This is a genomic window from Streptomyces lanatus, assembly GCF_014655715.1.
Taxonomy (GTDB): Bacteria; Actinomycetota; Actinomycetes; order Streptomycetales; family Streptomycetaceae; genus Streptomyces; species Streptomyces lanatus.
Genome location: NZ_BNBM01000009.1, coordinates 109,514 through 124,586, shown reverse-complemented (window position 1 = coordinate 124,586; position 15,073 = coordinate 109,514). Strand labels below are relative to the sequence as shown.

15 protein-coding genes are annotated in these 15,073 nt (G+C 72.2%); all 15 read left to right on the top strand.

Features of this window, described 5'->3' with window-relative positions; translation table 11 throughout:
• The first annotated feature begins 79 nt into the window (after window positions 1-79).
• The 15 genes from IE325_RS24000 to IE325_RS23930 all read left to right on the top strand — a co-directional run bounded on the left by IE325_RS24000 (window position 80) and on the right by IE325_RS23930 (window position 15,010).
• Entirely contained in the window at window positions 80-679 is a 600-nt protein-coding gene (locus IE325_RS24000) for a DUF998 domain-containing protein (RefSeq protein WP_190072093.1), read from the top strand.
• A gap of 93 nt (window positions 680-772) precedes the next feature.
• Window positions 773-1,006: a hypothetical protein gene (locus IE325_RS23995; protein WP_190072092.1), complete on the top strand. Its 234-nt coding sequence runs from the start codon at window positions 773-775 to the stop codon at window positions 1,004-1,006.
• Window positions 1,006-3,315: a heavy metal translocating P-type ATPase gene (locus tag IE325_RS23990; RefSeq protein ID WP_190072091.1), complete on the top strand. Its 2,310-nt coding sequence runs from the start codon at window positions 1,006-1,008 to the stop codon at window positions 3,313-3,315. Before IE325_RS23995 ends, IE325_RS23990 begins: the two co-directional genes overlap by 1 nt.
• Complete coding sequence (locus tag IE325_RS23985) at window positions 3,312-3,824, top strand: copper chaperone PCu(A)C (protein WP_190072090.1); 513 nt, start codon at window positions 3,312-3,314, stop codon at window positions 3,822-3,824. The genes IE325_RS23990 and IE325_RS23985 overlap by 4 nt, the downstream gene beginning before the upstream one ends.
• 159 nt (window positions 3,825-3,983) lie before the next feature.
• A complete protein-coding gene (locus IE325_RS23980; protein WP_190072089.1) occupies window positions 3,984-4,646 on the top strand; it encodes a hypothetical protein in 663 nt (220 codons plus the stop codon).
• 186 nt (window positions 4,647-4,832) lie between these two features.
• A complete protein-coding gene (locus tag IE325_RS23975; RefSeq protein ID WP_373315204.1) occupies window positions 4,833-5,477 on the top strand; it encodes a sigma-70 family RNA polymerase sigma factor in 645 nt (214 codons plus the stop codon).
• A 112-nt stretch (window positions 5,478-5,589) separates the two neighbouring features.
• On the top strand, window positions 5,590-6,648 hold the full coding sequence (locus IE325_RS23970; protein WP_190072087.1) for an ABC transporter substrate-binding protein: 1,059 nt from the start codon (window positions 5,590-5,592) through the stop codon (window positions 6,646-6,648).
• Complete coding sequence (locus IE325_RS23965) at window positions 6,645-7,706, top strand: FecCD family ABC transporter permease (RefSeq protein WP_229911957.1); 1,062 nt, start codon at window positions 6,645-6,647, stop codon at window positions 7,704-7,706. Before IE325_RS23970 ends, IE325_RS23965 begins: the two co-directional genes overlap by 4 nt.
• Window positions 7,703-8,500: an ABC transporter ATP-binding protein gene (locus tag IE325_RS23960; protein ID WP_190072086.1), complete on the top strand. Its 798-nt coding sequence runs from the start codon at window positions 7,703-7,705 to the stop codon at window positions 8,498-8,500. Before IE325_RS23965 ends, IE325_RS23960 begins: the two co-directional genes overlap by 4 nt.
• Window positions 8,497-9,876: an MFS transporter gene (locus IE325_RS23955; RefSeq protein WP_229911955.1), complete on the top strand. Its 1,380-nt coding sequence runs from the start codon at window positions 8,497-8,499 to the stop codon at window positions 9,874-9,876. Before IE325_RS23960 ends, IE325_RS23955 begins: the two co-directional genes overlap by 4 nt.
• Window positions 9,873-10,130, top strand: coding sequence for a hypothetical protein (locus IE325_RS23950; RefSeq protein WP_190072085.1), 258 nt, complete (start codon window positions 9,873-9,875; stop codon window positions 10,128-10,130). Before IE325_RS23955 ends, IE325_RS23950 begins: the two co-directional genes overlap by 4 nt.
• 231 nt (window positions 10,131-10,361) lie before the next feature.
• A complete protein-coding gene (asnB, locus tag IE325_RS23945; protein WP_190072084.1) occupies window positions 10,362-12,188 on the top strand; it encodes an asparagine synthase (glutamine-hydrolyzing) in 1,827 nt (608 codons plus the stop codon).
• A gap of 15 nt (window positions 12,189-12,203) precedes the next feature.
• Entirely contained in the window at window positions 12,204-13,433 is a 1,230-nt protein-coding gene (locus tag IE325_RS23940) for a cytochrome P450 family protein (protein WP_190072083.1), read from the top strand.
• A 56-nt stretch (window positions 13,434-13,489) separates the two neighbouring features.
• Window positions 13,490-14,431, top strand: a complete 942-nt coding sequence (locus IE325_RS23935) for an L-tyrosine/L-tryptophan isonitrile synthase family protein (protein WP_190072082.1) — start codon at window positions 13,490-13,492, stop codon at window positions 14,429-14,431.
• Between the two features lie 99 nt (window positions 14,432-14,530).
• On the top strand, window positions 14,531-15,010 hold the full coding sequence (locus IE325_RS23930) for a YfbM family protein (RefSeq protein ID WP_190072081.1): 480 nt from the start codon (window positions 14,531-14,533) through the stop codon (window positions 15,008-15,010).
• Window positions 15,011-15,073: the final 63 nt, after the last annotated feature.

Here is a 15,073-nt window from a genome sequence, read left to right as displayed (position 1 = left end):
TCGTACGACCGCCGCAGACCTGTTCGCCATCAGCGTGTAGCTGACAGGTCAGTCGATTCGGGCGTTTTACTGTAGTTCGATGCGACTTGTGCCTAGATGGGCCTTGCTCTCGTCGGGATGTGCGCCTGCCGTACTGATCGCAGGCTGGGCGGTCGCGGCGCAGCTCGAGGGGCCCGGCTACGACCCGGCCACACAGACGATCAGTGCCCTGGCGTCCTACGGCGCTGCCGGATTCTGGGTGATGAACGTGGCGCTCGCCGCCCTCGGCGTCTGCCATCTGCTGACCGCCCTGGGCCTGCGCACCGCCGCGCTCCCCGGACGGGTGGCGCTCGGCGCAGGGGGAGTGACGGCGGTCGTGGTCGCGCTGCTGCCGCCGAGCAGCGGAGGGTCCCTGCGCCATGGCGCGGTCGCGGGGGTCGGCTTCGCGCTTCTCGCCCTGTGGCCGGTGCTGGCCGCCGACCACAGGGGCGCCGCACCCTGGGGGCTCAGGCCGGTGCCCTCCTTCTCGGCGACCGTGCTGATGCTGGTCAGCGCGGCCTGGTTCGTGATCGCGATGCAGAACGACGGTGCCGCCGGCGTCGCCGAACGCCTGGTGACGTCCCTTCAGTCCCTGTGGCCCTTCGTGGTCGTCGCCTCCTGCCTACGGCACCGGCACGTCACCGCCACCTCTTCACGCTGACCGGCGGCGATGCCGTTCTGGCCCACAAGGTCCGGGAACTTCCCGGCCGCCCGACCCGACTCCTGTAGCGGTACGCACATCAGGAGGCCGTCGATGAAACAACCCCAGCAGCCCTCACCCGGTACGGGCACGGCACGGCGCCGACTCGCGCCCCCGCCCGCCCTCTGTGGGTTTCTGCTGCTGCTCGCCCTGATCTTCACGGTGTCGTACGCCGTCGGAGCCACCGCCGGGCCCGTCGCGCCCGGCATGCACCGCTCCGGCACCGGCGACGGCACGGACACGGGAGACATGGGGGACATGGACATGCGGCACGGGAGCGGCGGCTGATGGCGACCGAACCGGCACCCCCGATGACCGTCACGGACCTGACCGTCGGCGGAATGACCTGCGCGGCGTGCGTACGGCGGGTGGAGAAGAAGCTCGCCAAGCTGGACGGCGTGACCGCGACGGTCAATCTGGCCACCGGACGCGCCCGGGTGAGCCATCCGCCGGACGTCGGCGCCGAGGAACTCATGGCGACCGTGGAACAGGCCGGATACACCGCCGCGTTGCCCGAACCGCCCAAGAGGGGCGGGCCGGAGTCCGAGGACGGTCGGCCCGACCGCGACCGGCTGCTGGTCACCGCCCTGCTCGCGGTACCGGTGCTCGTACTGTCGATGGTCCCCGCCTGGCAGTTCCGCAACTGGCAGTGGCTGTGCTTCGTGCTGGCCGCGCCGGTCGCGGCGTGGAGCGCATGGCCGTTCCACATTCGTGCGGCGCGCGGGCTGCGCCACTCGACGGCGACCATGGACACCCTCGTCTCCCTGGGCGTGGTGGCGTCCTTCGCCTGGTCGACGTACGCCCTGTTCCTGGGCGGGGCGGGCAAGGCGGGTATGACAATGCCGTTCAGTCTGGTGCCCGAAGCGTCGGAAGCCCGCGGCGGAGCCGCTGATGGCCTCAGTGCGCACATCTACCTCGAAGCGGCCGTCGGCGTCCCGCTGTTCGTGCTGGTCGGCCGTTTCCTGGAGGCGCGGGCCCGGTCCGGCACCGGCGCGGCGCTGCGGTCGCTCGCCCGGCTGGCTGCCAAGGAGGTCTCGGTGCGGGAGGCGGACGGAAGTGAACTCCTCGTCCCCATCGAGGAGTTGAAGGTCGGGCAGGTCTTTCTCGTACGCCCCGGTGAGCGCGTCGCCACCGATGGGGCCGTGGTGGAGGGCAACTCCGCTGTCGACCTGTCCCTCGTCACCGGGGAGAGTCAGCCGGTCGAGGTCGGGCCGGGCTCGGCGGTGGTCGGCGGTGCCGTCAACGAGGGCGGGCTCCTGCTGGTGCGGGCCACCGCCGTCGGGGCGGACACGCAGCTCGCGCGGATCACCCGGCTGGTGACGGAGGCCCAGGCCGGGAAGGCGCGGGCGCAGCGGCTGGCCGACACCGTGGCCGGGGTGTTCGTGCCCGCGGTGCTGGCGCTGGCGTTCACCGTGCTCGGGTTCTGGCTCGGGGCGGGCGCCGATCCACAGGCGGCGATCACCGCGTGCGTGGCCGTCCTGGTCGTGGCCTGCCCGTGCGCGCTGGGCCTCGCCACGCCGACCGCGCTGATGGCGGCCACCGGACGCGGCGCCCAGCTCGGCGTCCTGGTCCGGGGCCCACAGGCGCTGGAGGGACTGCGGCACATCGACACCGTCGTCCTCGACAAGACCGGCACCCTCACCTCCGGGCACATGACCGTCGCCCGCGTCACGACCGCAGCCGGCGGGCTCGACAAGCAGGCCGTGCTGCGGCTGGCCGGGGCGGTGGAGCAGGGCTCGGAACATCCCCTGGGCCGGGCGATCGTCGCGTACGCCCGCAGGACCCTGCCGGAGCCGTTGCCCGAGGTGCGTGACTTCCGCGCGGAGCCCGGCCGGGGCGTGCGCGGCCGTGTCGAGGGCCGGGTGGTCGAAGTCCTCGCGCCGGACGACGCGTTGCCCACGGCACTCGCCGACGCGCTCCCGGCCGCGGAGGCCGCCGCGCACACGCCGGTCCTCGTCCGCGTCGACGGAGAGACGGAGGCACTGATCGAGCTCGGGGACGTCGTACGCCCCGGCAGCTACCGTGCCGTGCACCGGCTGCGCCGCCTCGGCGTGCACCCGGTGCTCGCCACCGGCGACCGCGAGGCACCGGCCAGGGCGGTCGCGTCGGCGCTCGGCATCGACGAGGTGCACGCCCGCCGCACCCCAGAGGACAAGGCCGACCTCGTACGGGAGTTGAGGGAACAGGGCCGCCGGGTCGCCGTCGTCGGCGACGGCGTCAACGACGCGGCCGCCCTGGCCGAGGCCGACCTCGGCATCGCCATGGGCACCGGCACCGATGTCGCGATCGGCGCCGCCGACGTGACCCTGGTACGCGGCGGCATCGAGGCACTCGGGGACGCCGTACGGCTCGCCCGGCGCACCCTCGGCACGATCCGCGCCAACCTGCTGTGGGCCTTCGGGTACAACGCCGTGACCGTGCCGCTCGCCATGGTCGGCCTGCTCAACCCGATGGTCGCGGCGGTGGCCATGTCCTTGAGCTCCCTGCTGGTCGTGGCCAACAGTCTGCGGCTGCGGGCCTGGCGGCCGGCGCCCGCCCGGGGCCGTCGCGACGCCGCGGGACGAGAGACCGTCGCCGCCGGAGGTGGTAGCCGATGACGCTGTCGACAGTCGCATCCCGAACCAGTGGTCGGCTCGCGGATGGCCTGCTCGCCGCCCTTGTCCCGATCGCCGCGTGCGCCGTCGCCCTCGGCGGCCTGACCACCTGGGTCGGCGCGGGCAGCGCAGGCAGCCCGGCGCGGGTCGCCGTCACGGACGGGCGGGTCTTCCTGCCGTACGGCGACGTCCGGGACACCGCCGCGTTCTTCCGCGTCACCAACTCCGGGGGCGCGGACGATCGGCTGCTGAAGGTGACGTCGTCCGATGTCGGCGGCGAGATGACGCTCAGCGCCCACCGCATGACCGACGGCAGATCGGCGTACGCGGAGACAGTGGACTCGGCCCGCGTCCCGGCCGGAGGCGGTCTCGCCATGTCCCCGCTCGGGCTGGATGTGACGCTGCGGGCCGGGGCGGGGTGGCAGGAGGGGACCTATGTTCCGTTCACCCTCCATTTCGAGCGGGGCGGGCGGATCGAGGTGCAGGCGAAGGTGGTTCGGCCCGGCGGATGACCGTGGCTGCCTCCGCCCTCAGATGTCGGGAGGTGTGCGCGCCCAGTTCCCTCCCGCTGATGTGTCCTGTATCACTCTCCTGGGTTTGAGTGCGGGACAGGGGTGTTGTGCGTACCCACCCGTGACGAGTGGGCCCAGGATGCGAGGATGAGGGCCGTCATGACTGCTGGGTGGTGTGCGCGCACGATACGGGCCGCGATGTTCGCGTCCGTCTGTGTGCTGCTCGCTGCCCTCGGCCACGTCCTGATGTCGGGGGCGACCGTCCCCTGGTGGACGCTGGCGGCCGGTGCCCTGGTGACGGGCGGCGCGGGCTGGTGTCTGGCGGGCCGGGAGCGTGGGCTGCCGCTGGTCATGTCCGTCGTGATGGTCGCACAGGGCGGGCTGCACGCGGCGTTTGAGTTCACGCAGTCCTCCGCCGGCGATGGTGCCGGTGCCGGGCACGACATGGGTTCCATGTCCATGCACGACGGCTCCATGGATTCGATGGGCGCCATGAGCGGCGGCCATATGAGCCACATGGGCATGGGCATGGGCCACGACATGGGCGGTACATCGTCGCTCGGTATGTTCGCCGCCCACACCCTCGCCGCGCTGCTGTGCGGCCTGTGGCTGGGTCACGGTGAGCGCGCCGCGTTCCGCATCCTGCGGGCCGTCGCCGGATGGCTGGCCGCCCCGCTGCGACTGTCGCTCACCCTGCCCGCACCACCGCACCGCCCACGTCTGCGTCCACGGCGCGGTCGCTCCGACCGGGCGCCGCGGCTGCTTCCGCTCGTCCACACCATCACCTCTCGGGGGCCTCCGGCGGGGATCGCTGTCAGCTGAGACAGCCGGTTTCCCGAGGCTGTGCCGGCGGCCATGTGCCGCCGCCCGTGCCTCGGGCCGCGGCCGTACCTGCCGTACGGCCGTATCCCTTGCTTCCCCGGACTTCTCCGGTACGTCGTGCCCGTACGGCTCACTCAGCCGTGCCCGCGTCCGTGCCTGAGTCCGGACTACCCGAGAAGGAACCAGGTGATCACTCCTGCCCTGCCCTCCTCACGCGCGCCCCGCGTGAGGCATACACCGGCAGACGACCTCTCCAAAGCGGCCTCCCGCGACGAGTCCACGACCGCGTGGGCGCTGGCCGCCGGCACCGGCGACCCGGATGCGACGGATCGTTTCGTCCGCTCGCTGCACCGTGACGTCGTGCGCTATGTGGCGCATCTGTCCGCCGATCCCCAGGCCGCCGACGACCTGGCGCAGGACACGTTCCTGCGTGCGCTCGGGAGCCTGCACCGGTTCGAGGGCCGTTCCTCGGCGCGCGCGTGGCTGCTGTCCATCGCGCGTCGCGCGGTGATCGACAGTCACCGCTACGCGGCGGCCCGGCCGCGGTTGTGCGACACCGACGACTGGACGCTGGTGGCGGAACGCGCCCAGCCCATCGGGCTGCCCGGCTTCGACGACGGGATCGCCCTGCTCGATCTGCTGGACGCGCTGCCCGACGAACGTCGTGAGGCGTTCGTGCTCACGCAACTGGCGGGTCTGCCGTATGCGGAGGCGGCCGAGATGAGCGACTGCCCCGTCGGGACGGTCCGCTCACGCGTCGCCCGGGCCCGGGCGACCCTCGTGGAGCAGTTGATGGAGGCCGAGACCGAGAAGGAGGCGGTGGCCGCCTGACCGGGAACCCGGTGTCGGTTCCTCCTGCGGGAACTGACACCGGGTTCGCCCCGACTACTGGTTCGGGCGGAGGGCATCCGCCCGTTCGACCAGTGGATCCAGGGGAGTTTTGATGCGTTCTCGTGTGGGGCGGGCCTCGACGGCCGCGGTGCTCGGCGGCCTGCTGGCGACAGGCTGCGGCGGCGGGAGCGGGAACGACGACACCGCGAGCCCCGCCACCGGCTACCCGGTCACCGTCACCGACTGCGCGGGCGCGCGGACCACGTTCACCCGGGCCCCCGAGCACATCGTCACAAGCAACGCCTCCAGCCTGGAACTGCTGCTGCGCCTCGGCGCCGGGGGCAAGGTGATCGGCACCGGCTTCCCGCCCGGCAAGGGCACCCTGCCCGACGAACTCGACGCACGGGCGCAGCAGGTGAAGGTGCTCGGCGAGACCGTCATCCCCAAGGAGAAGCTCCTCGGCTCCGGCGCCGACCTCTACATCGACACCTTCGCCTCGATGAACATGGGCGGGGGGATGGGGGACGCGCCGACCGAGGACGAGTTCAGGGCGGCAGGCATCAAGCACACCTTCCTGAAGTCCACGGCGTGCGCCGCCCTGAGCAAGGGCCCGGTCACCGACCTGTCCGACGTCGAGGACGACATCACCTCCCTCGGCGCGGTAACCGGCACCCGCGCGAAGGCCTCGGAACTCGTCGCCGGCATGAGAGAGAAAGTGGACGCCGTACGCAAGGCCGTTGGCGACACGCCCGCGCCCGAGCGGCCCACGTACTTCTTCTTCGACTACGACGCCGGCACCAAGCAGCCCATGGCCGTCTGCAACCGCCAGGTCGCCAACGCAGTCATCACCCTGGCCGGCGCCCGCAACGTCTTCGCCGACTGCGACGGCGACTACCAGCAGGTCGGCTGGGAGGACGTGATCGCGAAGAACCCGGACTGGATCCAGCTCGGGGTACGCGACCGGGGCAGCGAGGCCGCGAACGACAAGGCCTTCGACGAGGCACAGCGGTGGCTGGAGTCGAACGCCGCCACCAAGGGCCTGAAGGCCGTCGAGGAGGGTCACTTCCTGCGGATCGGCTCTGAACGGACCACCATCGCGGGGGTCCGTAACGCCGACACCGTCGAGGCGATCGCGAAGACGCTGTACCCGGGCAAGGTCGGCAGGCCGTGATCGACACCCTGAAGGCGGATCCACAGGAAGCGCGTTCGCTGCCCGCCGCCCCACTCGCCCTCGCCCTCTCCCTGGCCCTGCTCGCCGCCCTCACGGCGGCTGTCGCCTGGGGCTCCACGTCCATTCCGGCGGGCGAGGTGTGGGCCGTGGTCGGACGCCGCCTGTCGGGCGAGGCTCCCCGCCCCGGCACCGACGACCTGATCGTGTGGCAACTCCGCGTCCCCCGCGCCCTGTTGGCGGCCCTTGTCGGGGCGGGGCTCGGTCTCGTCGGTACGGCGATGCAGGCCCTGGTGCGCAACCCGCTGGCCGACCCGTACTTCCTCGGCATCTCCAACGGCGCCTCCCTCGGGGCGGTCGCCGCGATCGTGCTGGGCCTCGGCACGGGCGGCGTGTTCGGGCTCGGTCTGTCCGGCGCGGCTTTCGCGGGCGCCCTGGCCACCTTCGCGCTGGTGTGGGCGGTGGCCCGGCGCCGGGGCGGATTCGCGCCACTGCGGCTGGTGCTGGCCGGGGTGGCGATCGGGCAGTTCCTGTCCGGGTTCACCAGCTATCTCGTGCTCCAGGCCGGTGACGAGCAGCAGACCCACAGCGTGCTGTTCTGGCTCATGGGCAGCCTGAGCGGCGCGAGTTGGCCGCTGCTCGCCGCGCCCGCCGTGGCCGTGCCCGTCACCCTGCTATGGCTCCTGGCCCGGGCCCGTCCCCTCAACGCCCTGCTCATGGGCGACGAGACGGCCGCGGGCCTCGGCGTCGACGCCACCCGTCTGCGCCGGGAACTGTTCACCCTCACCAGCCTGCTGACCGGCGTACTCGTCGCCGTCTCGGGCGCCATCGCCTTCGTGGCGCTGATGGTCCCGCACGCCTGCCGTCTGGTCGTCGGCGGCGACCATCGCCGGCTGCTGCCCGTCTCGGCACTGTTCGGGGCGCTGCTCCTGGTCGTGGTCGACATCGTGTGCCGTACGGCCATGGACACCCAGGAGCTGCCGGTCGGCGTGGTCACCTCGCTCATCGGGGCTCCGGCCCTGCTGTATCTGCTGGACCGACGCCTGGGGAGCGGGAGTTGAGGATCGAGATCGAGGATCTGCACGTCGCGTACGACGGCCGTACGGTCGTCTCCGGCGCCCATATGATCGCCGCCGAGGGCGAGATCACGGGCCTGGTCGGTCCGAACGGCAGCGGAAAGTCCACGCTTCTCCGCACCGTCTACCGGCACCTCAAGCCTGCCGCGGGCCGGGTCCTGCTGTCCGGCACCGATCTGCGCCGGCTCAGCCCCGCCGAGGCGGCCCGGCATGTCGCCGCGCTTCCGCAGGAGCGGGGCGGCGACTTCGAGCTGACCGTCCGCGAGGTCGTCGCGATGGGCCGTACGCCGTACAAGCGGGCGTTCGCGGGGGAGGACGCCACCGACCGGGACGTCGTGGCCCGCGCGCTCGGCGATGTCGGCATGGCGCACCACACCGGGCGCCGCTTCACCGAACTGTCCGGTGGCGAACGCCAACGCGTCCTGCTGGCCCGCGCCTTCGCCCAGCAGCCCGATGTCCTGGTCCTGGACGAGCCCACCAACCACCTCGACATCCGTCACCAGGTGGAACTGCTCGCCCTGCTCCGCGAACGCCGCCGTACGACCCTGGTGTCCCTGCACGACCTCAACGCCGCCGCCTCCGTCTGCGACCGGCTGCACGTCCTGCACGACGGCCACGTCGTCGCCTCCGGACCGCCCCGCGACGTACTGCTACCGGCCCTGCTGGCCGAGGTGTTCGGCGTACGGGCGACCGTGGTGGACCATCCGCTGACCGGCGATCCGTTGATCGCCTTCGACCACCGGGTTCCGGCGGCGACCGGCACGGGGGCGCGAGGGTGACGGATCGGCGACCCGGGCACATACCGGTGGACGAGGACCGTTGGGTGCTGGTGGCCGTGGCGGGCGCGCTGTCGTTCGTGGCCATGCTCGACATGAACATCGTCAACGTGGCGCTGGCCGACCTCTCCGAGGGCCTGCATGTCTCGGCCGCGACGGCGCAGTGGGCGGCGCTCGGCTATCAACTCCCGGTCGTCGCACTGCTGTTGCCGGTCGGGCGATGGCTGGACGGCGGGGGCGTGCGGCTCGCGCTGTGCGGGGCGACCGCTGGTTTCGCGCTGTTCAGTGCTCTGGCCGCGCTCGCTCCCTGGGCGGCCTGGCTGATCGCGGCCCGGGTCGCGCAGGGCGCGTGCGCGGCGGTGCTGTTCGTGCTGATGCCGGTGCTGGTGGTGCGCGCCGTGCGGCCCGCCGTACGCGGCCGGGCGATGAGCGTGCCCGCCACGCTCGGCCCGCTGGGCGCGGTGACCGGCCCGGCGGTGGGCGGGCTGTTGCTGGACCAACTGGGCTGGCGCTGGGTCTTCCTGGTCAAGCTCCCGTTCTGTCTGCTGGCGCTCATCGTGGCCTGGCGGGCGATGCCCGAGGACGGTGCGCCGCGCGTGCCCGACCGGCGGACCCTGGCCGACGCGGTGCTGGTGGGCGGCGGCCTGGCCATGCTGCTGCTCGCCCTGACGGTGGGGCCGGTGCTGCTCGCGTTCGCCGCCGTCCCGCCACTCTGGTGGTGGCTGCGCGGTCCGGGCGGCCGTCCGGTGACCGGAGTTCTCCGGGCGGCGGGGCTCTTCCGGGCGCACGGTGCCGTACTGGCCTCGGCGTCAGGGTTCGCCGCCATGCACTACGTCGTCGCCCTGCACCTCCAGCGCGACGACGGCGTCAGCGCCACCGCGACCGGGCTGACCGTGCTCGCCTTCCCGCTCGGCATGGCCCTGGCCGGCCCCCTCGGCGGCCGGCTCGCCGACCGGTACGGCCCGCGCCGCGTCGCGGTCACCGGCGCCGCACTGACCACGACCGGCCTGCTCCTGCTCATCCCGCTGGACGGCACATGGTCCCCGCCCGACGTGGCCTGGCGGCTGGCCCTCGCCGGAGTCGGCATGGGCCTGGGCGGCGGCCCGACCCAGGCCCTGGTCATGAGCGCTGCCCCGGCCGAACGGACCGCCACCGTCGGCTCCACGATCCAGGTCGCCCGAAGCCTGGGCTTCACTCTCGGCCCCGCGTTGGTCACCGCCGTCTGGTCCCTGGCCGGTACTCGGGCCGGGCTCACGCTCGCCGCCGGGGCCGCCGCAGTCGCCGTGCCCCTGCTCGCGCTGCGGGGCCGGCGGTCGGCAGCGGGGCGTGAGCGGACCACCGACACCGTCTCCCGTGACCGACCCAGGCCCTGGTCATGAGCGCTGCCCCGGCCGAACGGACCGCCACCGTCGGCTCCACGATCCAGGTCGCCCGAAGCCTGGGCTTCACTCTCGGCCCCGCGTTGGTCACCGCCGTCTGGTCCCTGGCCGGTGCTCGGGCCGGGCTCACGCTCGCCGCCGGGGCCGCCGCAGTCGCCGTGCCCCTGCTCGCGCTGCGGGGCCGGCGGTCGGCAGCGGGGCGTGAGCGGACCACCGACACCGTCTCCCGTGACCGACCCAGGCCCTGGTCATGAGCGCTGCCCCGGCCGAACGGACCGCCACCGTCGGCTCCACGATCCAGGTCGCCCGAAGCCTGGGCTTCACCCTCGGCCCCGCGTTGGCCACTGCCGTCTGGTCCCTGGGCCGGTGCTCGGGCTCGCCGCCCGGGGCTGCCGCAGTCGCCGTACCTCTGCTCGCGCTGCCGGGGCGGCGGCCGGGCCCAAGCGGGCCACCGACACCGTCTTCCGCTGACCTAGGAGTGAACCATGTGCGGAATCACCGGCTGGGCGTCCTTCCACAGCGACGCCCGCGCCCAGGCCACGGTCATCGAAGCCATGACCGCCGCCCTCTCCCGGCGCGGCCCCGACGCCGCAGGTGTCTGGCTCGGCGAGCGGGCCGCCATCGGCCACCGCCGCCTCGCAGTCATCGACCTCGAAGGCGGCACCCAGCCGATGACCGACCGACGGCACGAGCCCACTGCCGTCCTCACCTACAGCGGTGAGATCTACAACCACCACGCCCTGCGCACCGAGTTGCGTCGCCGCGGACACGACTTCCGGACCCGCAGTGACACCGAGGTCGTGCTGCGAGCCTACGAAGAGTGGGGCGACGGGCTTGCCGAGCACCTGGACGGCATGTTCGCCTTTGCCGTCTGGGACGAGCGCGCCCAGCGTCTGTTCCTCGTCCGTGACCGGCTCGGCGTCAAGCCGCTGTTCTGGGCGGCCGTCGACGGTGGCCTGGCCTTCGCCTCCGAGCCCAAGGCGCTCTTCGAGCACCCCGAGCTACGGCCGAAGGTCGACGCGGACGGGCTGCGGGAGGCGTACAGCCTGCTGTTCAACACCGGGCCGGCGGTGTGGTCCGGTGTGCGCGAGGTGGAGCCGGGCGGCCTGCTCGTCCTGGACCGGGACGGCATCCGGGAGCGTCGTTACTGGCAGTTGGAGGCCGGTGCGCACGACGGCGACCGGGACGCCGCCGTGGAGCGGATCGGACACCTCGTCGGTACGGCCGCCCGCGGCCAGCTTGAGGCCGACGTACCGCTGTGCAGCCTGCTGTCCGGCGGTATCGACTCCACCGTCCTGACCGCCCTGCTCGCCGATGAACTCCGGCTGCGCGAGGGCCCGGACGCCCGTATCCGTTCCTACGCCGTCGACTACAGCGACCAGGCCGACAGCTTCACCGGCGACGTCCTGCGCACCGGCCATGACACGCCGTACGCCCAGGAGGCGGGCGCGTTCATCGGCACCGAACACAGCACGGTCGTACTGGATCCGCTCGCCCTGCTCGACCCCGAGCACCGCAGAGCCGTCGTCGTGGCCCGGGACTCGCCGATCGGCGTCGGCGACATGGACACCTCGCTGTATCTGCTGTTCGGGGAGATCCGGCGGCACTCCACCGTCGCCGTGTCCGGAGAGGCGGCCGACGAGGTGTTCGGTGGTTACCCCTGGTTCCACAGCCCCAGGGCCCTCACCGCAGACACCTTCCCCTGGCTGCTGGTCACCGGCGACGACGCGGCCATGCCGCTCAACCCCGAACTCGACCTGCGCATCGGCGAGTACCGCGACGACACCTACCGCACCGCCCTCGCCGCCGTGCCGCACCTCGACGGCGAGAGCCCCACCGAGCACCGGCAGCGCGAGATGCAGCACCTGTCCCTGACCCGCTGGCTGCGCCAACTCCTGCACAGGAAAGACCGGTTGAGCATGACGCAGGGTTTGGAAGTCCGCGTCCCTTACTGCGATCACCGGCTCGTGCAGTACGCCTTCGACACGCCCTGGGCGCTGAAGAGCTTCGACGGGCGGGAGAAGAGCCTGCTGCGCGCCGCCGGGGCCGGGCTGGCGCCGGACTCGGTCCTGCACCGCCCCAAGAACCACTACCCGGCCACCCACCACCCCGACTACAACCGCGGACTCCAGGACTTGGCCCGTGACGCCCTCGCCGACGAGCAGGTGCGGGCCCTGGCCGACGAGGCCCGCATCAAGCCCTGCCTAGACACCCCGCCCGAACACCTGGAGTGGGGCCACCGCCTCCGCCTGGAACGCGTCGTCGACCTCGCCCTATGGCTGGACCACCACCGCCCCGAACTCGCCCTCTGAGGAGCACCACCACCCATGACGTCCCTCACAGACCCGATCCCGCTGATGGGCTGCCCGTACAAGGCCGACCCCTATCCGCTGTACGAGCGGATGCGCGACGCCGGTCCGGTCCATCGCGTCCTGTTCCCCAGTGGCGTCCGGGCCTGGCTCGTCACCGGTTACGACGCCGCCCACGCCGCCCTCAACGACGACCGGCTCGGCAAGAACCACGACCGGGGCAACGACCGCTGGCGCGAGCGCGCCTCGATCATGCCCGAGCCGCAGCACTCCCGGCTCCAGGTCCACCTCCTCCACCAGGACCCACCGCGCCACACCCACATGCGGCGCTTCGTCACGGACGCCTTCACACCGCGCCGCATCGAGCAACTGACGCCGCGCTTCCAGGAGTTGGCCGACGCTCTGGTCGACGCGCTCCCCGACACCGGCCCCGCCGACCTCGTCGCCGGATTCGCCGCCCGCTTCCCCTTCCAGGTCCTCGCCGAAGTCATCGGCCTGCCGGAGGAGTTGGCGACGCGCTTCGACCGCGACTGGGGCAAGGTCGTCCAGCCGGTCGGGCCCACGGACCCCGGGCGGCCGCTGTACGAGGCCCGGCTGCACGGCCTGGAGAGCTATATCGCCGAGATCGTCGCCCACAAGCGGGAGCAAGGGGACGGTGATCTGCTCGGCCGCCTCGTCGCGGCCCGCGACCAGGGTGAACTGGCCCAGGAAGAGCTCGACTCGATGATCTTCCAGCTGCTGGTCGCCGGACAAGAACCGGTCACCAACCAGATCACCACAGCCCTGATCGCCCTCTTCCGTCACCCCGCCCAACTGGCCCGACTGCGCGACGACCCCGGCCTCATGCCCCGCGCCGTCGAGGAACTCCTGCGCCACGACAGCGCCTTCGAGCTCACCACCTGGCGCTTCTTCGACCGCGACAGTGACCTGTCCGGCACCGAGGTCCCGGCGGGCGACTCCGTGATCGTCTCCCTGTGCGCGGCCAACCGCGACCCGCGCCGTTTCCCCGACCCCGACGCCCTCGACCTCGACCGCAGCCCCAACCCCCACCTCGCCTTCGGCCACGGCATCCACTTCTGCCCCGGCGCCGCCCTCGCCCGCACCGAACTCCGCATCGCCCTCGGCACCCTGCTCACCCGCCTGCCCGGACTGCGCCTCGCCGTCGAGGACGAGGACATCGAGTGGATCCCGGCCGTCCTGGGACGCGGCACGAACCACCTTCCGGTGGCCTACGACCGACGGCTGTGAAACCAGGCCGGGCCATTGACCTGACCCCGCAACACCCCGCCCGCGACGGAGGACCCATGCCGCCGACGACGACCGCACCCGACCCCCTCACCACAACCCGTATCAGCACCGCCATCCTCAACCTCCTCCTCCCGCACCACCGCACCACCGACCAACCCCACGCCCCGGCCGAGGCGTTCCCCCATCAACTGCGCCGGATCGCCGACTTCGTCCGCGCGGACGCCCCCGTCGTCCTCACCCTCCCCGGCTTCCCCTGCAAGTCACCCAACCCGGCCAAGACCCTCGGCCACCTCCCCGACATGGGCGAACGCCTCTCCCTGACCTTCCTCGACACCCTGTGCGCCGAGATCGAGGAGATCCACCCGCCCGGCGCCCAGGTCGTCATCTGCTCCGACGGCCATGTCTTCGGCGACCTGATCCGGGTCCCTGATGAACACATCGACGCCTATGCGGACGAACTACGCGCACAGATCCGGAAGTTGGGACTCCGCCACCTGACCGTCTTCGACCTGCGTGACGTCCTCGGCGACCTCCCGCACGACGCCAAACGCGCCCATGTACACGACCGCTACGCCCCAGCCCTGGACGCCCTGCGCGCCGAGGTCCGCGCCGACGCGCCCACCCTCGCCCTGTACCGGGGCATCACCCGTTTCCTGGTCGAGGACACCGCCGACCACGCCGGCAGCACCCGCTCCGCGCTGCAACGCGAGTGCCGTAGACGGGCGTACGGCGTCATCCAGCGCAGCCGCGCCTGGGGTCGGCTGATCGCCGATCACCATCCGCGTGCCGTACGGCTGTCGATCCACCCCCAGCCGGTGGGCGCGGCGAAGTTCGGCATCCGGCTGCTCGACGCCCCCGATGTGTGGACCACGCCCTGGCACTCCGTCGCCCTGCGCGAGGCGGACGGCGGGTGGACCCTGATGCCCCATGCCAGGGCGCGACGCCTGGGCCGGCTGGTCCACCGGGACGGCAGGCCCAGCCACTACGAGCGGGCGTGACGACTCACCGCTGGTGTAAAAGACGAGGCCAGGGCCCATTGTCAGTACCCCGTGGTTGCATCGGGATGTCATCGGCACTCCAAGGGGGAACCACCGGCCATGGGCATGTACATCTCGTTCATCAGCGCGACCACGGAAGAGCTGGACAAGGCGGTCGAGGACCCGGGCTGGGCGGTGGACCACGTCGATGAGCTCTACGAGAGCGAGGACTCCGCGGTTCCGGACCGGCCCAGCGCCGACCTGGACAAGGCGTGGGGCGGCCTGCAGTTCCTGCTGGACGAGGCCGAGATGGGACTCGAGTTCATGATGGACGGGTTCGTGATCGTGGAGGAAGGAACCCTGTTCGGGTGGTCCGTTGAGGACGTGCGGACCGCGGCACGGGAGCTGCGGGCCACACCGTGGCAGCGGCTGGCGGTCCACTACGACGCGGAGCGGATGAACAAGGAGGACGTCTACCCCCGCGTCTGGGACAACGAGGGTGAGCCGGAGTGGCTCGAGAGCGCCTACGGCGAACTGGTCGAGTTCTTCGGCGCGGCGGCCGACCGCGGCCTCGGTGCGTTCATGACCTTCAGCTTCTGAGGAATCCGACAGCTTCCAGTTCCGCGGAATCCGACAGCTTCCAGGGAATCCGGGAGGGCCCGC